Annotated in this window: 19 protein-coding genes; 5 read left to right on the forward strand and 14 right to left on the reverse strand. The window is 65.8% G+C overall.

The annotated features are described in order from the left end of the window. Nucleotides 1-185: 185 nt before the first annotated feature. The 5 genes from P9M14_08295 to P9M14_08315 all read left to right on the forward strand — a co-directional run bounded on the left by P9M14_08295 (nucleotide 186) and on the right by P9M14_08315 (nucleotide 6520). The gene (locus P9M14_08295) at nucleotides 186-1640 is read left to right on the forward strand and encodes a TldD/PmbA family protein (protein ID MDP8255734.1); all 1455 of its coding nucleotides are present in this window, start codon (nucleotides 186-188) and stop codon (nucleotides 1638-1640) included. Beyond that, nucleotides 1637-2986 (forward strand): TldD/PmbA family protein, encoded by a 1350-nt coding sequence (locus P9M14_08300; protein ID MDP8255735.1) that lies wholly within the window; start codon nucleotides 1637-1639, stop codon nucleotides 2984-2986. Before P9M14_08295 ends, P9M14_08300 begins: the two co-directional genes overlap by 4 nt. A gap of 77 nt (nucleotides 2987-3063) precedes the next feature. Further along, nucleotides 3064-4266: a hypothetical protein gene (locus P9M14_08305; GenBank protein MDP8255736.1), complete on the forward strand. Its 1203-nt coding sequence runs from the start codon at nucleotides 3064-3066 to the stop codon at nucleotides 4264-4266. 2 nt (nucleotides 4267-4268) lie between these two features. After that, nucleotides 4269-5033: a hypothetical protein gene (locus tag P9M14_08310; protein MDP8255737.1), complete on the forward strand. Its 765-nt coding sequence runs from the start codon at nucleotides 4269-4271 to the stop codon at nucleotides 5031-5033. 47 nt (nucleotides 5034-5080) lie between these two features. Further along, entirely contained in the window at nucleotides 5081-6520 is a 1440-nt protein-coding gene (locus tag P9M14_08315) for an NCS2 family permease (GenBank protein ID MDP8255738.1), read from the forward strand. 24 nt (nucleotides 6521-6544) lie between these two features. On the opposite strand, the gene P9M14_08320 is transcribed toward P9M14_08315, so the two are convergent. The 14 genes from P9M14_08320 to P9M14_08385 all read right to left on the reverse strand — a co-directional run. Beyond that, entirely contained in the window at nucleotides 6545-7600 is a 1056-nt protein-coding gene (locus P9M14_08320; GenBank protein ID MDP8255739.1) for an alpha/beta fold hydrolase, read from the reverse strand. Between the two features lie 32 nt (nucleotides 7601-7632). Then, a complete protein-coding gene (locus P9M14_08325; GenBank protein ID MDP8255740.1) occupies nucleotides 7633-8607 on the reverse strand; it encodes an alcohol dehydrogenase catalytic domain-containing protein in 975 nt (324 codons plus the stop codon). Nucleotides 8608-8672: 65 nt separating this feature from the next. Beyond that, nucleotides 8673-11789 carry an efflux RND transporter permease subunit gene (locus P9M14_08330; protein MDP8255741.1) on the reverse strand — a complete coding sequence of 1039 codons (3117 nt, stop codon included), beginning with the start codon at nucleotides 11787-11789 and terminating at the stop codon, nucleotides 8673-8675. A 28-nt stretch (nucleotides 11790-11817) separates the two neighbouring features. Next, nucleotides 11818-12957 carry an efflux RND transporter periplasmic adaptor subunit gene (locus P9M14_08335; GenBank protein MDP8255742.1) on the reverse strand — a complete coding sequence of 380 codons (1140 nt, stop codon included), beginning with the start codon at nucleotides 12955-12957 and terminating at the stop codon, nucleotides 11818-11820. Between the two features lie 39 nt (nucleotides 12958-12996). After that, on the reverse strand, nucleotides 12997-14385 hold the full coding sequence (locus tag P9M14_08340) for a TolC family protein (protein ID MDP8255743.1): 1389 nt from the start codon (nucleotides 14383-14385) through the stop codon (nucleotides 12997-12999). 41 nt (nucleotides 14386-14426) lie between these two features. Then, nucleotides 14427-15068, reverse strand: coding sequence for a TetR/AcrR family transcriptional regulator (locus tag P9M14_08345; GenBank protein ID MDP8255744.1), 642 nt, complete (start codon nucleotides 15066-15068; stop codon nucleotides 14427-14429). A gap of 394 nt (nucleotides 15069-15462) precedes the next feature. Beyond that, the gene (locus P9M14_08350) at nucleotides 15463-17928 is read right to left on the reverse strand and encodes a DNA internalization-related competence protein ComEC/Rec2 (GenBank protein ID MDP8255745.1); all 2466 of its coding nucleotides are present in this window, start codon (nucleotides 17926-17928) and stop codon (nucleotides 15463-15465) included. Further along, nucleotides 17925-19766 carry an excinuclease ABC subunit UvrC gene (gene uvrC / locus P9M14_08355; GenBank protein MDP8255746.1) on the reverse strand — a complete coding sequence of 614 codons (1842 nt, stop codon included), beginning with the start codon at nucleotides 19764-19766 and terminating at the stop codon, nucleotides 17925-17927. Before uvrC ends, P9M14_08350 begins: the two co-directional genes overlap by 4 nt. A gap of 19 nt (nucleotides 19767-19785) precedes the next feature. Further along, the gene (locus P9M14_08360; GenBank protein MDP8255747.1) at nucleotides 19786-20166 is read right to left on the reverse strand and encodes a cupin domain-containing protein; all 381 of its coding nucleotides are present in this window, start codon (nucleotides 20164-20166) and stop codon (nucleotides 19786-19788) included. Nucleotides 20167-20321: 155 nt separating this feature from the next. Next, complete coding sequence (locus P9M14_08365; protein MDP8255748.1) at nucleotides 20322-22571, reverse strand: transglycosylase SLT domain-containing protein; 2250 nt, start codon at nucleotides 22569-22571, stop codon at nucleotides 20322-20324. Next, nucleotides 22568-22924: a hypothetical protein gene (locus tag P9M14_08370; GenBank protein ID MDP8255749.1), complete on the reverse strand. Its 357-nt coding sequence runs from the start codon at nucleotides 22922-22924 to the stop codon at nucleotides 22568-22570. Before P9M14_08370 ends, P9M14_08365 begins: the two co-directional genes overlap by 4 nt. Nucleotides 22925-22969: 45 nt before the next feature. Then, nucleotides 22970-23464: a hypothetical protein gene (locus tag P9M14_08375; GenBank protein MDP8255750.1), complete on the reverse strand. Its 495-nt coding sequence runs from the start codon at nucleotides 23462-23464 to the stop codon at nucleotides 22970-22972. Nucleotides 23465-23477: 13 nt separating this feature from the next. Continuing rightward, on the reverse strand, nucleotides 23478-24683 hold the full coding sequence (locus P9M14_08380) for a glycoside hydrolase family 3 protein (GenBank protein ID MDP8255751.1): 1206 nt from the start codon (nucleotides 24681-24683) through the stop codon (nucleotides 23478-23480). A gap of 213 nt (nucleotides 24684-24896) precedes the next feature. After that, the coding region (locus tag P9M14_08385; protein MDP8255752.1) for an isochorismatase family protein at nucleotides 24897-25411 on the reverse strand (515 nt) is incomplete at its 5' end.

Consider the following 25411-nt stretch of genomic DNA (forward strand, 5'->3'; position numbering starts at 1 on the left):
GGGAAGTGTGGGCGGGGGGGGCGGGGGCGGGGCTCGCCCCCCCCGCGGCTGTTCTCCCCGCGCGGGAGGCCCCCCCCCCCCCCGCAACGCTTTACCGCACCGCTCCGCCGGTTGTGAACGGCGGATAAAAATGGTACCAAAATCGCTATGCATGGCGAACGCTAAACACAAGCAAGGGCAAGCGGATGGACAACGACACGGACTTCACAGGCCTGATCGCCCGCTGCATCGCGGCCGGGGCCGAGTACGCTGATTTACGCCGAGTCGACTCTGACCGGCAGACGCTGGATGTGCGCAACGGCGCGGTAGACGGCATCTCCGATCGCACGGACGGCGGAGTGGGCCTACGCGTTCTCTACCACGGGGCCTGGGGCTTCGCGGCCACCAGCGGTCTTGACCAGCGATCGCTGGAAGCCTGCGCCGACCGCGCGGTGGCGGTTGCCAAAGCCAGCGCAGGCACCGTGCGTGAGCCGGTGCGTCTGGCCCCGGTCGAGCCGCTGCGCCAAAGCTGGACCTCGCCGCTGCTGATCGACCCGGCCGCGGTCTCGCTGGCCGACAAGCTCGAGCTGCTGTTGCAGGCTACCGAGCTGTTGCGCGGCGACGACGAGCGGATCGTCTCGACCACCGGCTCCTTGCGCAGCTTTGTTGACCGCAAGCTGTTCGTCTCCAGCGAGGGCTCGCACATCGAGCAGACGATCGTGCACTGCGGCGGCGGCATCGGCGCGGTAGGACGCAACGGCGACGTGGTGCAGTCGCGCCACTACCCGCAGATGCACGGCGGCGACTACGGCTGCGCCGGCTGGGAATTCGTCGAACAGATGGGGCTGGTGCAGGCCGCGCCCAGGGTGCGCGAGGAGCTGCTCGAGCTGCTCGAGGCGCCTGACTGCCCGGTGGGTCCGACCACTCTGATCATCGGCAACAGTCAGCTGGCGCTGCAAGTCCACGAGTCCTGCGGCCATCCGGCCGAACTCGACCGCGTGCTGGGCACTGAGATCGCCTACGCCGGGGGCAGTTTCATCACCTTGGACAAGCTCGGAACACTGCGTTACGGCTCGGACGCGGTGACGATCGTGGCCGACGCCACGGTCCCCGGCGGCCTGGGCAGCTTCGGCTACGACGACGAGGGAGTGCCGGCTCAGGCCGTGCCGCTGGTCGAGCGCGGGCTGTTCGTCGGCTACCTGAGCAGCCGCGAGACCGCGCCGGTGATCGGCCGCACCAGCGGCGGAGCGATGCGCGCCGACGGCTGGAACAACATCCCGCTGATCCGCATGACCAACGTCAACCTGCAGCCCGGCGACGCGGGGAGCCTCGAGGATTTGATCGCCGATACCCAGAGCGGAGTGTACGTCGAGACCAACAAGAGCTGGTCGATCGACGACCTGCGGCTGAACTTCCAGTTCGGCACGGAGTACGGGCGATTGATCGAGAACGGACGGCTGACGCGGGTTGTTAAAAATCCGGTCTACACCGGAATCACGCCCGAGTTCTGGAACTCCTGCGACGCGGTGTGCTCGGAGCAATCCTGGAAGATGTGGGGCGTGCCCAACTGCGGCAAGGGACAGCCCGGACAGGTGGCCCGCGTGGGGCACGGCACGAGCCCGGCACGCTTTCGCAACGTGACGGTGGGGGCAGGCAAATGATCGGCAAAGATAAATTGGCCGAACTGTTGCGGCCGCTGGTGAACTCGCAACGCGCCGACGGAATCGAGGCGGTGGTGATCGCCCACGACAGCGGCCTGACGCGCTTCGCCAACAACACGATTCACCAAAACGTCGCCACCGACAACGCCCAGGTCAGCTTGCGCACGATCCTCGGCGGACGGATCGGCCTGGCGAGCACCAACCGGCTCGACGCCCAAAGCCTGGATCAGTGCCTGGAGCGCTCGTTGCAAATCGCCGAGCTGATGCCCGCCACTCCGGATTGGCCCGGACTGCCCGCGCCCACGCCCCTGGAGCCGCTGGAGACCTTTGACCAACAGACAGCCGAGCTTGACCCGGCGGGCCGCGCCCAGATCGTCAAGCGAATCATCGCCGTGGCCCAGGATGCGGGCCAGTCCACGGCCGGCGCGTTCAAGACCGGCGCGACCGAGGTGGCGGTGTTCAGCTCCGCGGGCATGGAGCGCTACCAGCCGTTGACCGGGGCCGCACTAACCGTGGTCAACCAGCACGAAGACGGCTCGGGCTACGCCTCGGAGGCGGCGCGGGCCGTGGAGCAGGTCGACTACATGCGTGCGGCGCAGACCGCAATGCGCAAGGCCGAAACCAGCCGCGGGCCCGGCGCGCTCGATCCCGGGACCTACGACGTGCTGCTCGAGCCCGAGGCTGTGGCCGGGGCGATCGAGTGGCTGAACTTCATCGGCTTCGGCAGCCGCAGCTTCGAGCAGCAGACCGGCTTCCTCGCCGGTCGGCGCGACAACAAGATCGCCGGGGATCAAATCACGATCGTCGACGATGGCCGCCACCCCGGCGCGCTGCCCATGCCCTTTGACTTCGAGGGCGTGCCGCGCCGCCGCGTTCCGCTGATCCAGGGCGGCCTGGCCAAGGGGCCGGTGCATTGCACGCTCTCGGGCGCGCGCGCGGGGACCGTCTCCACGGGCCACGCCCTGCCGCCCGAGGAAAGCTCCGAGGGCGCGCTGCCGCTGAACCTGGTGGTCGAACCCGGGCCCGAGAACCCGCAACAGATGCTCGAGGGGCTCGAACGCGGAATCCTGATCACGCGCTTCCACTACATCAACGGCTTCCTCGACACCCGCAAGGCCGTGCTCACCGGCCTGACGCGCGACGGCACGTTCTGGGTCGAGAACGGCAAAATCATACGACCGCTCAAGCAACTGCGCTTCACCCAGAACTTCATCGAGGCGTTTAGCAACGTCGCGGCCCTGGGCAACGAGCGCCGCACGGTCACAAGCTGGTGGGGCGAATTAGGGGCGATCTACGCCCCGGCGATGCTGATCCGCGGCTTTAAAATCACCGGCATCACCGGCTGAGGCCGCGGCCCTGGCGCGCGACGCGCGTTGGGATTAAAATCGTCGCGTCTGAAAAACCATCAGTAGCGGGGTGCATGATGCGCCGTCTTCCCTTTCTGACGTCGGCCGTGTTGCTGGCAACGGTGGCTCTGCTGGCGGCGGGCTGCGGCTACGACGTGCCGGATTACAGCTACAGCCCGCGCGACATCGGCCAGGCCGACACCATCGTCTACGGCCCCCACGACCTGCTGTACGTGCTCAATCCCTACCACGACGCTGTCATGCGCTGGGACGTTGAGAAGGACCAGGTCAAGCTGTTCGATGTCTGCCAGCGCCCCAGCGACATGGCGCTCTCGCCCGACGCGCGAATGCTCGCCGTGGTCTGCACCCACGAGAACAAGTTCACCCGCATCGACCTGTCCACGGGCGACGCGCGGACCATCGACACCAACCCCCTACCCTGGGCGGTGGAGATCGACCCACAGGGACGGCGCGCGGTAGTCGCCGAGTACGCCGGCGACTCGCTGCTGCTGATCGAGCTGGAGACCATGACACGGAGGCGGGTGTTCATCCCCGGCGGTCCGGTGGAGGCGGCGATCACGCCCGACGGCGCGTCCGCGGTGGTCGCGGCCTACTGGGACAACGCGGTGAGCATCGTCGACCTCGAGACGCGCGAGGTTACGCGGCTGGCCGACGAGCCCTACCAGTTCTCAAGGCCCCAGGACGTGCTGATCGGCCTGCCTGGCACGCCTAGCGAAAACCTGGCCTTCGTGGCCAACGCCGACCACATCGACGACGAGGGCCGACTGGCCTCGCGGATCGTGGCAATCGACGTGCGCGACGGCGCGTACGTCGGCGAGGTGCGGGTCGGTCCCGGGCCCAAGGCCCTGGCGTTGAGCGACGATGGCTCGCTGCTGATTACGGTCAACACCGAGGTCGTCGAGGGCTACCCGGCGCGCACCGCGAGCTTGGTGGCGATCGACGAGGCGGGCGCAATGAGCGAGGTGCAGCGCTTCGTGGTGCGCCGCGACGCGCTGGCGGCCGTGGCGCTGCCCGGCGGTCAAAACGCGGCGGTGGCCAACTTCGGCGATGACTCGCTAAGCCTGCTGGATTTGGACGAACTGCGCAGTTACGCCACCGAGGTCTCGGTCAGGCCGTTCGGCGTGGCCTGCGACCCGCGCGGCCGCTACGTCTACGTTGCCCACGACCATCCGCTGGGATCGCTGTCGATCGTCAGGGTCTCGGACCGCAAGGTGAAGATCATCGACTCGCTGATCCACCGCGACTACCTGGAGGACTGAGCATGCACCGTAAAACTCTGCTGCTCGCCGCGATGGTCGCACTGCTGATTTCTGCCGGACCGGCCGCCGCCTACCAGTGGTCGATCCAGCTCAACGGCCCGCAGGTCAACATCTTCGGCCCCACCGGCGGCGAGCTCTCCGAGCTGCTCGCCGATACACCGATGGTCGGCTGCTCAATGGGCCTGGACATCGATCTGTATAAGGGGCTGGCCGTGGGCTTCGACTTCGCCGGACTTTACGGCTACCGCCGCTATACCCACGACGAGCAGAACCTGGACGAACGTCCCTTTGCCTCGGCCGAGATCGGCCTGACCCAGATCTTGATCGGCGTGCGCTACGGTTACGCGGTGCGACGCTTCTGGACGCCGTGGGCCGCAGTCGATCTGGTGCCGGGAGTCTGGACCCTGAGCTTCTACGACGAGTTCAGCGAAGTGCAAAACGAGGGCAGTTCCCTGGGCGGCCGAGCCACACTGGGCAGCGACTTCTTCCCGTTCTACTGGACCTCGCGCAGCCACACCCAGGGCATCGGCTTCACCCTCTCGCTGTACTACGACTACGCGCCGATCGACAAGCTGGGCGTGATCGACGATGGCAGCGGCATCGGCGTGGCGTTGGGATTCACCTATCGCTTCCCCGCGGTCGGCCGCAAAGGCGATACGGCCGTATGGACCGAGAGCCCGCCCTATCAGGCGCCGCCCGAGCAGCCCAATCAGCCCGATGAGTTGGTCGAGCCCCAGCCGCAACCCGAGGATGACGAGCAGGATTAGCCCGTAGAACAGCAACGAAGAGATCCGCATGGACCAAGGGGGCTGCGATGAAAAAATTCTTCCGCTTCAAGCAACTGGGCACCAACTATCGCAACGAGCTGGTCGGCGGGCTGACGACGTTCGTCACCATGGCGTACATCATCGTCGTCAATCCGGCGATCCTCTCCGCGGCCGGAATCCCGATCGAGCCCTCGACCATCGCCACGATCCTGGTGGCGGGCATCGGCACGATCCTGATGGGGCTGGTGGCCAACCGCCCGATCGGCGTGGCGCCGTACATGGGCGAGAACGCGTTCATCGCCTACGGCCTGATCAGCATGGGCATCGGCTGGCAGCTGCGCTTAGGCGCGGTGTTCGTCAGCGGCCTGATCTTTCTGGTGATCACCCTGCTCAAAATCCGCGGCTGGCTGGCCAACTCGATCAGCCCGAGCATGAAGTATTCGTTCGCCGTGGGCATCGGCCTGTTCCTGAGCTTCATCGGCCTGAACGAAACCGGACTGGTCAAGTCCTGGGTGGTGGGCAAGCCGCCGATCGCGCTCTTCCCAGAGTTCCTTGGCACCCCCTGCGACTGCATTACGCCGATCCCCGCGGCCGGAGTCTCGGTGCCGGTGGAGATCGGACACCTGGCCTCGCCGGCGGTTCTGCTCTCGATCGCCAGCATCCTGCTGATCACGATCCTGATGGTGCTCAAGGTGCGCGGCGCGATCTTGCTCGGCGTGGTGGCCACCGGCGCGGCGGGCATCGCCCTGGGGTTGGGCAAAGCGCCGGAGGGAATCGTGGCCCTGCCCCAGTTCACAGGCGAGAACGGTCTGTTCGCCATCGCCGGCCAACTGCGGCTCTCCGAGACGATCACCAACGCCGACGGCACGACGCGCACGATCAGCCTGTTCTCGATGACCATGCTGCCGGTGCTGCTCACGTTGTTCCTGATGGACTTCCTGGACTCGATCGGCACGCTGATGGGCGTGGGCGCGGCCGGCGAGATGCTCGACGAGAATGGCGACTTCCCCCAAGTCGAGCGGCCGCTGCTGGTCGACAGCAGCACATCGGTGATCTCGGCGCTGCTGGGCACCTCGACCTCGGGCGCCTACATCGAGTCGGCCACGGGCATCAAGGACGGCGCGCGCTCGGGACTGGCCGCGATCGTCACCGGCGTGCTGTTCCTGCTCAGCCTGTTTTTCATACCGCTGATCACGCCGCTGGCCGGCATGCAGTTCGCCTACGGCCCGGCGCTGGTGGTGGTCGGAATATTGATGATCAAGTCGATCACCCGCATCAATTTCGAAGATATGACCGAGCTGGTGCCGGCGTTCGTCACGATCGTGATGATGGTCTTTACCTACAACATCGCCAACGGTCTCACCGCGGGCTTGGCGATCTACCCGATCATCAAAATTTGCACCGGCCGTTGGCGCGATCTCAACGCTGGGATGATCGTGCTCGGGGCGATGTGCCTGATGTACTTCTTATTCGGGATGGTGCACTAGCCCGGAAAATTGATGGGGCGCGGATCAGCTCAGCGCGTCGCGCACGATGGGATAGATCGCCTGGGAGGTGACCAGCCCGGCGTGGCCGCGCGGCACCAGCACGTTGCGCGCTCCGGGCAGCACGGCCGAGTCCACGGGCACCAGCAGATCGTCTTTGGCTGCAATGCAGGTCACGCGCGTGGCGCTGGGAAGCGGTGCCTCGCGCAGCCGCCGCAGAAACTGGCTGCCGGGCATCAGCTGCGTTAGCGAGGGGATCAACGGACTGGCCAGCATCCCGGTGTAAGCCCAGCCGCTGCCGCCGAACGGCGCGCCGACCGCGACGAAGCGCCGCACCCTTCGATCCCCGCCGTCGAATTTGATGTAGTGCAGTCCGATCAGCCCGCCCATGCTGTGACCGATCACGTCGATGCTCTGGATCCCCTCGCGTTTGCAGACTTCCTCGACCTTCTGCGCGACCTCGCGGGAGGTCAGCGACACCTCGCGAATATTGACCAGCCCCAGGCGGAACGAGAACACCGAAAAGGCGTCGCGCTTGAGCCGCTCCTCGAGCAGGCCCAGGGCGCCGCGCGTGCCAAACAGACCGTAGAGCAGCAGCACCGGCTCACGATAGCCCGGCAGGCGATGCTCCAACTCGCGTACTACGCCGTTGCCCCCCAGCTCGCCCAGGGCATAGCGCGCGGCGTCGGTCACCAGCTTCGAGGCTGTGGAGACGCTGCGTGTGACAAGCCCGATCTTGCCCGGCCGCACCTTTTGCACGCTCTCGAATTTCACTGTCATGTAGCGGGGAGAAGCCTGGCGCGGCGCGCCCCAGCACATGGTGGACGAGGGGTCGCCGCACTCGGGGTCCCAGGGCTCTGAATCGAGCACCACCCGGCCCTGCCCCTCCACGGGCAACGGATCGTCGAGCACGGTGAACGAGAACGAGACCCCGGTCCCCTCCGGCCACGGCTCGTCTACCGCCAGACGGATTGCGTCGCGCCGCAAATCCAACCAGCTCGCGTGGAGCTGCGTGTCGTCGCACTCCAGCTCGGCGCTGGCCCTGGTACGCACGAACACGCTGGGAAAGTAGTCGGGGTGCATTTATCGGATTATGGTTCGTCCGGCGTTCGATCTCAACACGCGCCGATGCGCAGCAGCACTTTGAGCGTTCCGCGCTTTACGGCGCGCTCAAAGGCCGTGCGCCAATCTTCCAGATCGTATTCCGCGTCGATCAGTCCCTCGACCTGCGCCGCGCCCGAGGCCAACAGCTCCAGCGCCGGGCCGAACGGGCCGCAGCGGCTGCCGACCACGGTCAGCTCGTCGATCACCAGCGGCGCGGGATTGAACTCGAACGAACCGGCGTAGGTCGACTTGAGCACCAGGGTGCCGCGCGGCCTGGTGCAGCGCCGGGCCAGATCCCAGCCTGCCGGAGAGCCCGAGGCCTCGATTGTCAGATCGTAGATCGGACGCGGCTTAAAGCGGCTAAGCTCGACGCGGCGGATGCTGCGGCCCGCGATTCGACGCATGTTGCTCGGGTGCTTGCCCAGCAGCGTCACCTTGGCCCCGGCCCCGCACAGCACCTGGGCGACCAGCAGCCCGAGCTTGCCGTCTCCTACGATCAGCGTGCGGCAGCCGGGATCGATTCGTAATTGCTCGAGAATCTCGCAGGCCGCTGCCAGCGGCTCGACGAACGTAGCCGCGCGATCGGAAATCGAATCGGGGACAAGGTGCAGATTGCCCGCGGGCAAGCTCAAGTACTCGGCGAACGCGCCGTGTCGGCCCATGATGCCCAGGGTCGTGCGCGTTGCGCAGTGCCGCGCCAGCCCGCTGCGGCACAGCTCGCAGCGGCCGCAGCCGGCGTTGATCTCGCCCACCACGCGCTTGCCCACCAGGTCCGGGTCGGGCGCCGCCTGGACGATCCCGACGAACTCGTGACCGAGCACGCCGCGAAATCCCATGTAGCCGCGGACGATCTCCAGGTCGGTGTTGCAGATCCCGGCCAGCAGAACTCTCACCAGCGCCGCGTTGCGCGCGCGGCGCGGCCTGGGCCGCTGCACCAGCTCGAGCTGTTTGCCGTTAAACTCCAGCGCCTTCATTGCGTTGGACAATATAGCAAAACAAAGCCCCCGCCGAATCGACGGGGGCCCTGCAAACTACAAATGTGAACTCGTTGCTACTTGACGGCCTCGGCAGCGAGCTTGGCCTCGCGGTGCTCGCGGCGACCCTGGATCGTCAGGCGATCGAAGATCGTGTAGAGCACCGGCAGCAGGAACAGGGTGAACACCGCCGAGACCAGCACGCCGCCCATGGTGACCACGGCGATCGCCGCGCGGAACTCGGAGCCGGAACCGGCCATCGCCTGGGGCGCGATGGAAATCGCGATCGCCAGGTTCATCATGATGATCGCCCGCAGCCTGGTGGCGGCGGCCTCGACCAAGGCCTCTTGGGCTTTCATCCCCTTATCGCGCAACTGCTTGGTGTAGTCGAAAATCAGAATCGCGTTGTTGACCACAATGCCGACCAACATAACGATCGCCATCATACTCATCATGTTCAGCGAGACGCCGCCGAGGAACAGCGCCACCGCCGCGCCAACCGCGCCCAGCGGCAGGGTGACCATTACGGTAAACGGATGGACCACCGACTCCTGAATTCCGGCCAACACCATGAAGGTCAGGATGATCGCCAACAGCAACGCGCTGATCATCGACTGGAAGCTCTCGGCCATGATCTCGGAGATGCCACCGAAGTTCAGCCGCGCATCTCCCATGTCAATGCCGGCCGTGCGCTCGCGGATCGCGTTCTCCATGTCGCCGAGCTTGCCCTGGGAGATGTTGGCCAGCACCGAGATAACTCGCTGGCGGTCCTTGCGTCGGATCTCGGACTCGGCGCGCGTCAGCGAGATCTGGCCCAGCTGACCGATCGGCACATAGCCCATCGGCGTAGAGATAAATAGGTCGCTCAGCGAATCAACGTTGTCGCGATCAGCCTTGGCGAGTTGCACGCGGATGTCGAACTCTTCGCCGCGCTCACGGTAGCGGCTGGCCACGACGCCCTCGTATGAACTGCGCAGGGTCATGCCCAGTTGGCCGCTGGTCAAGCCGTAACGGCTGAGCTGATCGCGGTCGGGCATGAAGGCGAACTCGGGCTTTCCCAGCTCAAGATCGGTGCGCGCGTCGACCAGGCCGTCAATCCCCCTGGTTGCTTCGAGCACCTCTTCGGAAACGCGCTTGACCTCGTTGAACTCGTTACCCAGCACTTCGAGCGTTACGTCGGCCTCGGATCCGGCCTCGTTGCCCTCACCGATGCGTACGGTAATCTCCGCGGCCGGGATCGATGCCAGTTTGGGCCGCAGCTCGTTGACGATCTGCTTAACCCCGCGCTGGCGCTGTTCGGCCTTGCCCAGGTCGAGGCTGATCTGCCCACGCTCAACTCCGGAGCCGCGGCCGCCGACGGTGATCAGCGTCTTATCCAGCTCGGGCACATTCTCGCGCACCGTGCGATCGATCTCGTCGAGCACGTTTTCAGTCTGCTCAAGGCTGGTGCCGGCGGGCAGTTTGAGCTGGACCGTGGCCATCCCCTCGTCGCCCTCGGGGAAGAACTCCTTGCCCACAAAGCTGAACATGAAAACGCCGAAGACAAAGACCGCCAGCGAACCGGCGATGATCGCCCAGCGGTGGCGCAGCGCCCAGCCGAGCATCCGGCGGTAATCGTTGCGCAGCTCGTCGAGCACGCGGTCGAAGGTCGCACCGAACCAGTGGATGTGCTCGTGCTGCTCTTTGCTGGCGCGCAGCATGCGGCTGGCCATCATCGGCGTGAGCGTGAAGCTCATCAGCAGCGAGAACAGCGTGGCGAACACCACCGTCAGGCCGAACTGCATCATGAACTGACCGACAATGCCCGACATGAAGGCGATCGGCGTAAAGACCACCACGTTGGTCAGCGTCGAGGCGAGCACCGCCACGGCGACCTCGGTAGTGCCCTGGATCGCCGCCTCGTCGGGCGGCTTTTTCATCTCAATATGGCGCGCAATGCTCTCGAGCACGATGATCGAGTTGGTCACCAGCGTGCTGATGGCGATCCCCAGGCCCATCATGGAAATGATGTTGAGCGTAAACCCGGCGAAGTCGATCAAGATAAAGGTCGCCACCAGCGCCGCGGGCATGGTCACCGCGACGATAATCGTCGAACGAATGTCGTGCAGGAAGATGAACAGCAGCAGCGAGGTCAGCAGGATGCCGATGATGATGTTCTGCGTGACGTCGCGCACCGAGTCCTGGATGTAGGTCGAGTAGTCGACCGCGATGTCGACCGTGAAATCGGGCGGCAGGATCGTCTCGAGCTCCTCGAGTACCGCGTAGACCCCCTCGGCCGTGGCCACGGTGTTGGCGCCGGATTTCTTGATGATCGAAACGCTGACCGTGTCGCGCGCCTCGGGCAGCACGCCCAACGAACCGTCCTCGAGCAGCTGCCGCGCGGCGTAGCGCGCAGAGGAGCGCGGCTCCTCGTAGGAGTCGATCACGTCGGCCACGTCGCGCAAACGGACCACCCCGCCGGAGTTCAGCGGGATCGTCATTTGCCTGATCTGCTCGAGGCTCTCAAACTCGCCGACCATCCGGATCGAGTACTCGTCGGCGCCCTGGATGATCCGTCCGGCGGGCACGTTGAGGTTCTCCGCGCCGAGTAACATCTGCACCGTGCTCAGCGACAGGCCGTAGGCGCGCAGCAGATCCTTGTGCACGGCCACGCGGATCTCGCGCTGGTGGCCGCCGATCAGCTCGATGTTGCCCACGCCCGGGGCGGTGGCCAGCCGATCCTTGATAACGTTGTCGGTGATGAAGTAAGTCTCGGACAGCGACCGGCTGGAGCTCACCGCCAGCTCGATCACGGGCATCGCGGTGAAGTCGAACTTCTGGATGCTCGGTTTTTCTACGTCGTCGGGCAGCTGGTAGAGGATCGCGTCGATCTTGTCCTTGACCTCGATCGCCTTGATGTCGACGTCGACATCCATCTCGAACTCGAGGAAGACCATCGACAGGCTCTCCCGCGAGGACGAGGTCATCTGTTTGAGGTCGGCGATGGTCGCGGCCTCATCCTCGATGCGCTTGGTGACCTGGGTCTCGACCTCTTTGGGTCCCGCACCGGGGTAAATGGTCTGAATGATCACGAACGGCAAGTCGATCTCGGGCGTCAGCTCCAGGGCCAGTCGGCTGTACGACTGATAGCCCAGCACCAGGAACAACAGGATGAAGACCGAGGTCAGTACCGGTCGGCGGACGGCAATGCGCACTAAAAACATCTTAGACTAAGCCTCCGTATCAGCCCTCGGTCGTAGCGGCGTCGGCGGATAGACCAACGTCCCCGGGATTATGGATCTGGACCTTCAGCGCCTGGTCTTTGCTCAGCAGGTTGGCGCCGTTGACCACCACCTTATCGCCCAGCTCGATCCCCGAGACGACCTCGGCCCGATCGAACGTGACCAGCCCGGTCTGCACCGGAACGAACTTGGCCCGGCCCTCGCTCACTAGGAACAGTCCGTAGCCCTCGTCGGTCTCGAACAGCGCTTTGCTCGGGATCGAGGGCACGTCCTTGCGGCTTTGCAGGGTCAGCTTGGCGCGTTGCAGCGTGCCGCTGTGCAGCATGCCGCCGCCGTTGTCCAGCTCGATCTCCACGCGGAACAGCCGGGTCTCGCGGTCGGCAGAGAGCCCGACCTTGCTCACGTGGCCGGTGACCTGCATCGCCTCGCGGCCGATCTGCTCGGGCATGATCACCACGGCCGGTCGGCCGACCTCGATCCCGGTGATCTCGCGCTGGCTGATCTCGGCTACCAGCTTTAGTTTGCCGGTGGTCGAAACGCTCATCACCGGAAGGCCCGGATCGGACATGTCGCCGGTCTTGAGCAGGATGTTGGTCACGGTCCCGGCGATCGGGCTGCGCAGCTTGATCGAGTGCTCCAGGTCGGTCAACAGCGCCTTGCTCGCGGACAGGCCGTCGTTGGCGCGCTCCCAATCGCTTTGGCTGATCGCGCCGGCCTCGTACAGCGGGCGCAGCCGCTCGACGCTGCGCTTGGCCTCGTCGTACTGCACGCGCGCACCCTGCAGGTTGGCGTACATCGAGGTCGAGGACAGCGGATCGAGCGTCACCACGAGCTGTCCGGCCTTGACGTTGTCGCCCTGGTCGACGTGGATCTTCTTGATGCGCATCGGCATGTTGGCCGAGATATCGACCTGTCCCAGCCCCTCGATCGTGCCGGTGATCTCGCGGTAGCTCACCACGTCCGCGCGCTGGACCTGCGCCACGTCGACCGGGATGCCCTCGGTCTTGTGCATGTCCTCGATCGATGGCGGCGGCGCCTCGGGCTCGAGCGTGATAAAGCGGTAGACGAACACGCCGACGAGCAGCACGGCCACGATCAGGCCGACGGTTATCTTGGTCGTTTTCTTGGTCCCATTTGCCATCTCAAACCCCCGATGTGCGGGCGTAACGTTTATTGAAGATCATCTGCCCATCGCCCTGAGCAGGTTGGTTCTGGTCAGTGCGTGGCGGAATATCGCCTCGGCCAGCGAGACCCTGGTCGCGGTCAGGTTCAGCAGCGCGTCGCTGACCTCGAGCTGCGTGGAGAGCCCGGAGTTGAAGCGGATCTCGGCCAGCTCGTAGGTCTTCTGGGCCAGGGCCACGGTCTGCTTGCGGGCCTGAATCTCTTGGTCGATGTTCTGCAGTTCCTGGTAGAGGCTGGTCACCTCCAGCTCGATGCCGCGCGAAGCCTGGCTCAGGCTCAGCTCGGACGAGCGCACCTGGGCCTTGGCCTGACGCATCTGCGCCCAGCTCTCCATGCCGTCGAATATCGGCCAGGCCAGGCCGACGCCGACGCTGACGAAGTCCTTGAACTCGTCGGCCTCTTCCTTGGGCCAAAAGTCGTCGTTGAGCTGCGAGGCGTAACTCACGTCGCCGAAGGCCGAGAGCACCGGGAGAAAACCGGCGCGGTAGATCCGCGATTCGTAGCGCTTGGCGTCGATCTGGCTGCGCAACATGCCGATCTCGTCGCGAAAGGCCAGCGCCTCGTCCACCGACTCCTGCAGGCTCAGCTCCAACGGGAGTTGCGCCAGCTCGTCGGTGAGCGCGATCCGCTCGTTCAGCGCCAGACCCATCTGCAGCTTGAGCGCCAACATCGCGGTGTTGTAGTTGCGCTCGGCATTGAGCACCTCGGGCCGGAGTTTGGCCACCTCGGTCTGGGCCGCCATCAGCTCGTAGTCGCTGACCAGTCCACGGTCGCGCTTGGCCTTGATGTCGTCGCGGCGGCTGATCGTCTGCTCCAGAGCCTGGCGGTTGATCTCCACGCTCTGCTGCGCCAGCAGCACCAGCAGGTAGGCCTGCTCGGTCTGGTTCACCACGTCCTTGCCCACGCGCACGCGGCCCTTGTGCGCCAGATCCTCGTAGGCTCTGGCCAGGCGGATCGCGTTGCCCAAGCGGCCGCAGGTGTACAGCGCCTGCTCCAGGTGCAGGTTGAACAGCCACTCGTTGTCGTAGGCCAGCTCCTGCTCCGCCGGGCCGATCGGCGGCAGCCCGTTGGCCAACATCAACGGCGTCAGCGCCGAGAAGTAGTCGACCTCGGTGGTCGGCTTGGTCAGGTTGCGCTTGTACTCGGCGTAGCCGGTGAGATGGGGCAGCGCCCCGCTCTTGGCCTCCCAGATCGCGCCCTTGGCCTGATCCACCGACGCGTCGGCAATGCCGATCTGCTCGTTGTTGGCCAGCGCCAGCTCGATGGCCTGCTGCAGGCTCAACTGCCGCACGGTCGTCTGCGCCCAGGCCGGAACGGCCAGAGCCGCGGTCGACACCAGAACGATCAGCGCGCCGATCAACGCCCTGCTGATTTTGTATTTCGCCATAACCTCAATCCCGCGATTGTGTGTTCCAACGCTGCGCCGCATCATCCCTCCGCCGGGCAAGCGCGGTCGACCAGGGCGCCGTGATTGAAAAACTCGTAGATGAAATCGCCGTCCCGCTGCAGGTCGATCGGCTGGCCGCTGATCACGCGGCTGCCAATGATCTTCATCACGATCCCGGCCAGGGCCAGGGTGTAGTCCTCAGCGTTGTGGCTGCGCAGCAGCCCCTGTTCGACGCCGTCTCTGAAGATCTGCGTGATGAATTCCTTGTGCTCCTCTATCTTGCCCTGCATCTTCTCCGAGGCGACCGGTTTAATCGGCTCGTTGGCCTCGAGCACCTCCTTGAGGTAAATCAACAGGAACTGGCGGTGCGAATCGAACACCTCCAGCGACGAGTCGATCAAGGTGCGGATCTTCTGCAGCACGCCCGAGCATTGCTCCACGTCGTAGCGGATCCGCTCGTGCAGCTCGTCCACCTTGATCTCCACCAGGCACTGGTAGAGGTTTTGCTTGTTCTCGAACAGCTTGTACAGCGTGCCCACGCCGTATTCGGCCTCGCGCGCGATGTCCGAGATCTTGGTCTCGTGATAGCCATTGGTCGCGAACAGCCGCTCGGCAACCACCAAAAACTCGGCGCGCTGGACCTGTTCCTCGCGCTCTTTTCTGGATGTGGCCGCCTTGCTCATTCTTCCACCTGAATAACGATTCAGTTTCTGAACGGTCGTTCTATATAAAGCGCTGCCGGTCATCTGTCAAGGGATCCGTTCAACAATATCGAAGAAATAACCATTGGCCATTGATCAACCTCGAATCGGCTATTTATGGCCCGCATGAATAATGTTGGCATAATCCGTCAAACAGTGTCGCTCACAAAAGCAAGGGGCGTGCCCAATGTTGAATAGGGAGATTTTTTTGATGTTATATCAAGTTGTTGTCGCTACTATTAGCGGGGTATTGGCAAAGCACCAAGATGTAAGCAATCTTACCAAACTGACATAACGCTATTTACAACCGACTGTTATTAAATCACATTCAACGAATTAACTCATTTTGGTACAGGTAATTATCACGAACGCTGATTCAGCGCTGAGCTTCCCGGCCCGCAGCAGCGGCTGCGTCGAGCCGATTGCCATCGGTTTTAATGCTGACCAGGCCGTCGAGGTCCGTGCGCCAGACGCGGATGCCCAGCCGCTGCAGGCGCTTTATCACCCGCGGGCTGGGCAGGCCGTAGGAGTTGAAGCGGCCGGCGCTGATCAGCGCGTGCTTGGGGTGCACCGCAGCCAGTAACGCCTCGGAACTGCTGGTGTCCGAGCCGTGATGCGGGGCTAAAAACACTGTCGATTGCAGCGAGAAATCACTTTGCAGCAGCCGTCGTTCGGCGTGCTGTTCCATGTCCGCGCCCAGCAGGAACGAGACCTCGCCCAACGCGGCCTTGAGCACCACGCTCTTATCGTTGAGGGTCCAACCGCGCAGGTCCTCGCGCGCCGGCGGCGGCAGCAGCACGGCCAGCCGCACGCCGCCAATCTCGATGGGCGGCGATTCCATGTCCAACTCGCGCTGCCTAATCCCGAGCCGCTGGACCAGCTCCAGCAACTCCCGGTAGCGCAAGTCGGCCTGGGGCTCGGTATGGTCGAAGCGGCTGCGCCAGAACTCATCCACCTTCAGCGAGCGCAGCACGCTTTGCAGACCGCGGAAATGATCGGGATGCGGATGGGTGGCCAGCACGAACTCGAGCTTGCGAATCCGCTCGTGCCGCAGGTAGGGCAGCACCGCGACCTCGCCGATATCCATCTCGCCGATGCGCATCCCTCCGCCGTCGATCAGCCCGGCGCGGCCGTGGGGGAAGCGCAGCAACAGGCACAGCCCCTGCCCCACGTCCAGGGCCTCCACGCGGAAGCTGTTGTCCAGCCGGTTGCGCGCCCACAGCCCGACCTCGAACAGCCCGGCCAGGGCCGCCAAAATCAGCGCGCAGTGCAGCCACAGTCGGCGCGGCCGCTCGAGCGCCACGGCCAGCAGCGCGGCGAGGAGCAGCGCCACCTGCAATGGCCGCGGCGGAGCCAGCGTCAGGTACGCGCCGGGCAGTTCGGCCACGGCCTCGAGAAACGGGATCAGTCCCTGGATCAGCGCTCCGGCCAATGCGATCAGCAGCGAACCGGCCGCTGGCCAGACCAGACTGAGCATCGCTCCGCAAAGACCCAGGGGGACCACGAGCAGGCCGACCAGCGGCATGGCCGCCATGTTGGCCACGATCGCGCCCGGCGCCACCTGGCCGAAGTGTGCGGCGCTGACCGGCGCGGTCCCCAAGACCAATGCCAGCGAAACTCCGGCCAGGTGCGCAACGCCGCGCAGCAATCCGTGTGGCTTGTGCGTCAGCTCGAGCCGCTTAAGCTCGCTTAGTCGACTGCGCCTGCGCCGCAGCCAGCCCAGGTAGAGCGCCAGGGTGGTCACCGCGCAGAACGAGAGCTGGAATCCGGGCTCGAACAGCGACCCGGGCCAGATCAGTAAAATCACCACCACGGCCAACGACACGGCCGAGGTCAGATCGCGCAGCCGGTCGCTGATCAAAGCCAATGCGGCCACGCCGAACATGATCGCCGCGCGCAGGGCCGTGATCCGCAGATCGGCCAGCAGCACGTAGCCCGCCACGGTCAGCGTGCAACACAGCGCAGCGACCTTGCGCGCGTCGACCCGCAGCAGCCAATTGGGCCGGGCTTTAAAGATCAGCATCACCAGCACGCTAACAAAGGCCAGCAGGGCCGCCACGTGAGTACCCGAAATCGCCAGCAGGTGCGCGGCCCCGGAGTGGATGAACGTCTCGCGCAGTGCCTCGTCGATCATCCCGGTCTCGCCCAGAACCAGTGCACAGAGCACGGCAGCCGCGTCCCCGGGCGCCGCGAGCACGATGTTGCTGCGAATGCGTCCGCGCAGATCCTCCAGCGCGCGCCGCAGCGGCCAGGCCGCGGCCGGCTGGAGTAGCTCGAGATCACGCGCGTCGGCCAGGGAGCCCAGCAGCTCGATCCCGCGCCGCCGTTCGTAGGCCGCGATGTCGAAGCAGCCGGGATTGCGAAAGCTGGTGGGCAGCTTGACCCGTCCGTAAAAGCGCACGCGGTCGCCGACCCGCGATTGCACCTGACCCTGATAGACCGTGAGCATCGCCCGCGCGCCCTGCCCCTCAAGCTCGCGGCCGCGGACCTTCACGCCCTCGACCAAAATCAGCAGCCGCGCCGGGTCGCTCAGGCCCCGCGCGTCGCGCAGCACCAGACCCTGGACCGTTGCTTTAAGCGGCCGACCCTGAACATCGAACGGTTCGGCCAATGGATGCTCGGCCGCCAGATGCGCGCCGCGCCCCATACCCCATAGCGCCAGAGCGGCCAACAGCAGCGGCCCCAGCAGGCCCCGCCTCCCGCGCAGCGCCGCCCACAGCGTGGCGGCCGCGGCCAACACCGCGCCGCACAGCGCCCATATCCGCAGTCCGGGCCAATCTTCTCCGAGCAAAATCGCGCCGACCAACGCCAGGGCCAGCAGCGTCATCGGCCGCTTGATCAACCGCCTTGCTCGAGGCGCTCGCGCAGGGCGCGGACGATCGACTCGGGCACTCCGGGCACTGCGGAGAGCTGTTCAACGTCAGCCTGCCGGATGCGCTCCACCGAGCCAAAGTGCCGCAGCAACGCGCGTTTGCGTTTGGGACCCAGGCCCGGTACGCCATCGAGGGCCGAGGCCAGCGAGGCCTTGCCGCGCTGCTTGCGATGGGCTGCCAGGGCAAAGCGGTGCGCCTCGTCGCGCAGCCGCATCAGCAGGAACAGCGCGTCCGAGCCCTTGGGCAGCAGCAGCGGATTAACGCGGCCGGGCAAATAGACCTTGTCGCGCGCCTCGCCGCGGGCCAGCTCGCGCTCATTGGGCTTGGCCAGGCCGATCAGCTCCGGCCCGCGTTTGATTTCAAGGTCGTCCAGCGCGGCCTGGGCTGCGGCCACCTGCCCCCGGCCGCCGTCGATCACCAGCAAGTCGGGCCAGTCTTTGCGCTCCAACGCGCGGCGTCCGCGGCGCAGCAGGGTCTCGCGCAACATCGCCACGTCGCCCCCCTGGTCCGCGGGAACGTCCTTGATCTTGTAACGACGGTAGAGCGCCTTGTCCGGACGGGCGTCAACGAACGTCACCTGGCTGGCAACGGCCTGCATGCCGCCGGTGTTCGACACGTCGTAACACTCGATGCGTCGCGGTAACGACTTCAGGCGCAGTCGTTTCTGCAACGATTCTAGTAACAGCTCGTCGTCGGCCGCCGCGTCGCGCAATGCCTCGAACGAGGCCTCGGCATTTTCGCGGGCAGTGCGCACCAGCTCGCGCGGCCTGCCGCGTCGCGCCCAACTCAGCTCGACCCGCGCGCCGCGCGCCTCGCTCAGCAGCTCGCCCAGGGCCGCGGCGTCGGGCAGCTCGAGCGGCACGAGGATTCGCGGCGGGATCAGCGTGCCGCCCAGGTAGTAGCGCGAGATGAACGACGAGAGCAGTTCCTCGTCGTCAACCTCCAACCCGCTGAAGTCGACCACGTGCCGTCCCAGCACGCGTCCCGCGCGCACGAACAGCAGCGCCACGGCCACCGCGCCTCCTCGGCGATAGAGCCCCACGGCGTCCAGGTCGTCGAAGCACCTCATCACCATCTCGGCCGAGCCGAACACGTTGCGTACCGCTTCGACCTGGTCGCGCAGCTGGGCCGCGCGTTCGAAGTCCAGATTCTCGGCCGCGGCCTCCATGCGCAGTTGCAGCTCTGCGGCCAGCTCATCGCCGCTGCCGCCCAAGGCGCGGCGCACGTCGCTGACCACCCGCGCGTATTGCTCTGGGTCCGCGCCGCTACACGGCCCCAGGCAGCGCCCCATCTCGCCGTTAATGCAGGGCCGATCGCGCGCGGCCAGTTGGCGGTCGGTGCACTTGCGCAGCGGGAACGAACGCTCCAATGCGCGATGGATCCGCTTGAGCTCGACCTGGTGGGTGAACGGCCCGTAGTACAGCGCGCCGTCCGAGCGCACGCGGCGGGTGATCGTCGGCCGCGGCCACTGCTCGCGCAGGTTGAAGCGCAAATAGGCGTAAGTCTTATCGTCGCGCAGCCGCACGTTGTAGCGCGGTCGATACTTTTTAATTAGCTCGTTCTCGACGCGCAGCGCCTCGGTCTCGTTGGGCAACACGATGAACTCGAGCGCTGCGGCGCGCGCGAGCATGTGCTCGGTCTTGGATCCGGGCTCGGTGGAGGAAAAGTAGGATCGCACGCGATTGCGTAGCGCCTTGGCCTTGCCCACGTAGATCACCCGCCCCGCCTCGTCGCGGAATAGGTAGACCCCGGGTCGTAGGGGGAAGGATGCGGCAGCGTGGGCCAGTTGCTCCAGCCTCGCCCTCATTGGTCGACCGTTCTTCGCCTCAGCCGCCGGAGGGGTTGGGGCTGCGGTCCGAAACTTTGGACTCGCGCAGCACCGGGACCACGCAGATGAATTTCAGCCCCTGCTCGCCAGCCTTGATCTGGTGCTCGACTCCGCCGTTGATCGCAGCCACCGAGCCGCATTCCACCGGCATCCAGCGATCCTCGTTGAGTACCTCGCCCGAGCCCTCGAAGAAAAACACCTCGTGCTCGTGCGGGTGAGCGTGACGCGTGGTGTAGCCGCCGGGCGCGATCTGGAACACGCGCATTACGAAGTTGTTGCAGCCGTCCTGAGGCCCGGCGACCACGCGTAGCGACACTCCGCTCATTCCCGGATCGTCGAGCAGTATTCCCTGCACATCCTGGTAGGCAACCACCTTCATCGCGTACCTCCGTGTCGTGTTGAGCAGATTACCACGGCCGGCCGGCGCAGTCAGCGCGCCGCGTCGCTCGAAAGCTTGAAGCTGCCCGTGCGGTAACGCTGAATCTCGATCAACAACATTGCCCGCGCCGCGGAGAAACTCGTTGATCCATGTAGCTAGTTCGCTCGCGTGCCTTGCTGCAGCTCAAAGCTGCCCGTGCGGTACAATCGACGGTAGACCGCGACGTTGCTCAGGATGGTCTTCACGTAGCCGCGGGTCTCGGCGAACATGATCGCCTCGGCCGCCAGATCGGGCGGCATGGCGGCCAGTCCGCGCTCGCTCCAGGTCAGGGCCACCGGCTCGGTGGCGTTGTACCCGGCCAGGGCCAGCACTATGTTGCCGTCGTGTTGGACCAGCAGGTCGTGCAGATGGCGCACGCCGAGGCACACGTTGAGCTCCGGGTCGTAGACCTGGTCCGGCCGCAGGCCCTCCAGCCCGAGGCTGGCCGCGGCCGAATCGACCATCGGCGGAATAAATTGGCACAGGCCGCGGGCGTTGGCCACGGAGATCGCATCGGCGTCGAACGCGCTCTCCTGGCGGATCAGCGACAGCATTAAGGCCGGATCGAGATCTTCGATGCGGCACTGCGCGTCGACCAGCTCGATCCAGGTCGGCGGGTAGACCAGACGCCGCGGATCAAGCCCCGGCAGATCATCCAGGGACCGCGCACCATCGTCCTCGGCCATCAACCGATAGACTAGGCGCAGGCTCCAACGCGTCTCGCCGCTAAGCTCGTACAGCGCCAGCGCTGCCCAGCGCCCGTGCATGGTGTCCGGCGCCGCGTCGAGCAGCAGCTTGAGGTCGGGCCTGGCCAGGGACCCGACGTTTCCCTCGATCAACAGCAGCACACGCGTCAGCGGCCTGACCGCCCGGGCCGCGCAGCCGATGCGCAGCTCGCGATCATCGATACGCCCGATCTCTTGAAGCAAGACGCTCGCCGCGGCCGTTGCGCGTTGGTCGCGGTCACCGCGCGCCTCGATCAGCAGCCCGGACATCTCGGCGTCGTAGTTCCAGCTTTCCGCAGCCGGATCCAGCTGGGTCATTGCGGCGTAGTACGAGCGCGGGTAGCGCCGTTGCAAATTGCGTAAATGCGCCGCAGCGTTGCGCTCGTGCCCTTGAGCCTGGCGTGCGCGCCAAGCCCAGTACAGTGCGCCGGGAGTCTGCGCGCCGCGCTCGGACGCCAACTCCTCGAGCAGCTGGGCCGCGTCGCCGGGCCGACCATCGGCGAGCATACAGACCCCGGCGAGCATCCGCGCCTCGTCCGCATTGCTGGATCGTGGATAGCTGCGGGCCACGTCGAGGAAGAAGCGCTCGGCGTCGGCAAAGCGGCCGCGGGCCAGGGCCAGCCTGCCGCCGCGCATCAATGCATTGCGCGCGTCGCGCGCCCGCGGCTGAAGCTCGAACGCCCGGCGATAGTGCGCCAGCGCCAGATCGTCGTCCTCGACCCGGCCCCTGCGCCAGGCCGCGATTCCCGCGCGATACTGGCCCGCCGCTTTTTTTGCGTTGCGGTAGCGCGCATAGAGCTCGGAGTATTTGGTTTCCCGGCCCTCGCGGTCGGTGAGACGGAAGTAGACCTTGGCCCAGGTCCAGAGAAAGCCGGTGCGCCCGGCCACTGCGGGAAAGCGGCGCTCGAGCTCGAGGCAGGTTTGCAGCGCCGATTGGTACTGCTGCTCCTGCAACAGCGTCGCAGCGCGTTGGGTCAACCCCTCGGCGTCCAGCACGATCGGCCGCCCGCCCAAGGCGCGCTGGTACAACGCGCTGAACTCGGGCTCATGAAAAGCCTCGCGGAATGTCGGATCCTCGCGACTGAAGCGCTCGAGCAGCGCGCGCGTGTGTGTGGCCTCACCCTGCCGCGCATAGAGCAATGCGCGGACCAGATCGGCCTCGGTCAGGATGCGGCCCTCGCCCGCGGCCACCAGGTCCAACGATGCCTCGGCACGTTGCAACTGCCCCAGGTCGATCAGGGCCCGCGCGGCAAGCACGCGCGCCTCGTCGGCCCACGGGCCGCGCGCAGTTCGCAACGCCCCCTCGAGCACTGACAGCGCCCGTGCGGGATCGCCCAAGTTGATTAAACAGCGCGCCAGGGGCAGCGCGACCACGTCGTCGGCCAGGGCGAAGCGTTTGCTCAACGGCGCGAGCAACGCGGCGCCGCGTTGCCAATCTCCGGCGCGCGTGGCGTGAATCCCCAGGCTAAGCAGCGACTCGGGCGTTAGTCGGACGATAGCCACCGCGCCTGCGCGCAGCACGTTGCCGTGGAACATCTCGCACGGTGCGACCACCGGCAGCCAGCAGGCCCACGACTGCGCCGGGGCGAGCAACAGCAGCAGCAACACCGCCGCGAGCGCGGCGATCCGCCGACCAATCATTCGGTGTCTTTCAGCTCGCGGTTGATGCGCCCCAGCAGCAATGCGCCGCTGACCGCAAAGCCGATCATCAGCAACACGCCGATATAGCGCGGCCCGAGGATCAGCCGCCCGATACCGATGATCGCCGAGTAGAGCATGGCGCAGCCGAGCACAAAGTTCAGCGCCATGCCTGAGAGGTCGGACCAGCGTCCCGCGGGTTGTCCCAGGGCCTGCGTAACCGGCTTCCAGCCCGGGCCGCGGGGCTTGACCTTGGTGAAGAAGCCGACCAGCACATCGCGCGGCGTGGGTCTGGTCAACAGCGTGGCCAGCATGCTGTCGCGCTCCGAGCGCGTGGCGAGCATCCGCTGGGCCACGTAACCTCCGCCGCCGGGCTCGGCTCCGGGATACCAGCTGGCCCACTAGTTGACGCACAGGAAAACCAGGAACAGCGACAGCGGCATCCAGCCCGCGGTCTTGACGTCCGGGACAAAGGCCAGGATCGGACCCGCGTCGCCGAAGCGCTCGGTCAGTCCGGCGATCAACCCGTCCACGCCGCCGGTGCGGCCCACGGCGATAATCGCCAATGCCACCGAGCCGATCATCGCCAGGGCGAACTGCCCCAGGTCGGTGAGCACCACGCCCCAGAAACCCGAGAGGATCGTGTTCCACCAGAACCAGTTGCCCGCGATGCCGTGTCGCGCGATCTCGCCAGTGACCCACAGCGGCGTGTCCGCGGCAAAGGTCGTGGCGACCATGCTCGTGCCCGCGATCCACCACGGCAGCTTGCGGCCGCCAATGAAATATTCGCTGATGTTCTTGCCTACACGTTTGGACAGAAAGACGCCGACGCCCAGGACGGCGAGCATGTACAGCGCGACAATGCCCCAGTCCAGCGCGGCCATTCTGCCTTCCATTGATCTCCTCCGGTTACAGCGGGCTCCAACCGGAACTCGGCCGGTTGGGCTTACGCGGCAGGTTGTCCAGCGACTCGCGAAACGCCCGGTTGGCTGGCGTGCCCACGCGCTGGTCGATCATCTGCGTGTCGACCATCCCACCGGTCTGGAACAGTCCCAGCCGTTGCTTGAGCTCGAGCACGCGCAGCACCGAGCGGTCGATGCGCGCCTGGTCGATGCGGCCCGAGCGCACGGCATCGAGGATTCCGCGCCGAGCAGCGAGCTGACGCTGCGGCGTGCAGCAGTAGATCAGCATGTCGCAGCCGGCCTCGATAGCGCGTACCGCGGCCTCGCCCGGATCGAGGGTCTGGACGATCGCGCCCATCTCCATGTCGTCGGTCACGATCACACCGTCGTACCCCAGCTCGTCGCGCAACAGTCCGCTGATCATCCGCGGCGAGAGCGTGGCGGGCTGGAACTCGTCGCCGACCAGCGTGCGATACTGCACGTGGGCGGTCATCACTATCGACAGTCCGCCGCCCGCGATCAGTGCGCGGTAGGGGATCAGCTCGCGCGAGCGCAATGTGTCGAGGCCGATGTCGAGCACCGGCAGCCCCTTGTGGCTGTCGCTCCCCGTGTCGCCGTGCCCCGGGAAGTGCTTGGCCGCGCCCAAACAGCCGCCGGATTGCAGGCCCTCGAGATAGGCCCCGGCGAGCAGCGCGACCTGGTTCGGGTCGTCGGAAAAGCTGCGCATCAGCGCGTGGATCACCGGGTTGGCCGGGTTGGAGTCCACGTCGCAGACCGGCGCGAAGTTGACGCAAAACCCCATCGCGCTCAGTTCCGAGCCGACGATGCGTCCGGCCTCGCGCACCTGCTCGGGACCGCAGTGCAGCCCCAGGTACAGCGCGCTGGGCATCACGGTCACGCCCTGATCCATGCGCTTAATCCGGCCGCCCTCCTGGTCGATGCCGATCAACAACGGCACGCCGCTGCTCTGGCGCGCCACGGCCTGCAAGCGGTTGTTCTGCTGCGCGGCCTGCAGCGGATCGCGTAGGTTGCGCTTGAACAAAATCACGTTGCCGAACCCGCTCTCGCGGATCAGCTCCTCGATTGTGTCGCGCGAGCGCGGCTCGTCAAAGCCGATGAAGAACAGCTGCCCGACCTTCTGCTCGAGGGTCATCCCGGCCAGCAGCTGCGCCACGTCGCCTTGCGTCTGGGCCTGATTCATTGTCTCGCTCATTTGATTTTGCGCGATCGCCTCATCAACAGCCCGCCCGTCGTCAGCCTGTCCCTCGAGGCCAAGAAGAAATATTGCGGCGAGCATGGTCGCTGCCGCGACTGCGATGGATAGATAGATTTTCAAATTTTCGCCCCGCCTGTTTAATGCTCGGAGCGTATCACGCCGAGGAATCGGGCTTCAACGCCATTTCGCCACCCGCAGCCCGGACGTTTCTCACTTGAGCAGCTCGAACAGCCGTTTGTGCTCAGGCGTCTTGGCCTCGCGCAGCAGCTCGTAGACCGCGCCCTCGGCGGTCGTGATTATCGCGCCGGAGCGCGCCATGCGCTCGAGCCCCAGACGATGGTCGATCTGGGCGCGAGCGCCCACCGCGTCGGCCAGCACGTGTACCCGGTAGTGCTCCAGCGCCTCGAGCACGGTCTGAGCCACGCAGATGTGGGTCTCGATGCCGATCACCAACAGCGTTTTGGCGCCGGTGTCGGCCACGGCGCGAGCCAGGTCCGCGTCGGCCAGGCAGGAGAACGTGGTCTTGGACAGCGGGCGATAGGCCTCGCCCAGCGCCTGCTGGATCGAGGGCAGCGTCGGTCCCAGTCCGCGCGGGTACTGCTCGCTGACCACCATCGGCAGCTCCAGGCGACGCAGGCACTCGATTGCGAACAGGGCTCGGCGTTCGATTTGATCCCAGTCGAGCACGTGCGGAAAAAGCTTCTGCTGATAGTCGATCACCAGCA

Source organism: Candidatus Alcyoniella australis, assembly GCA_030765605.1.
Lineage (GTDB): Bacteria > Lernaellota > Lernaellaia > JAVCCG01 > Alcyoniellaceae > Alcyoniella > Alcyoniella australis.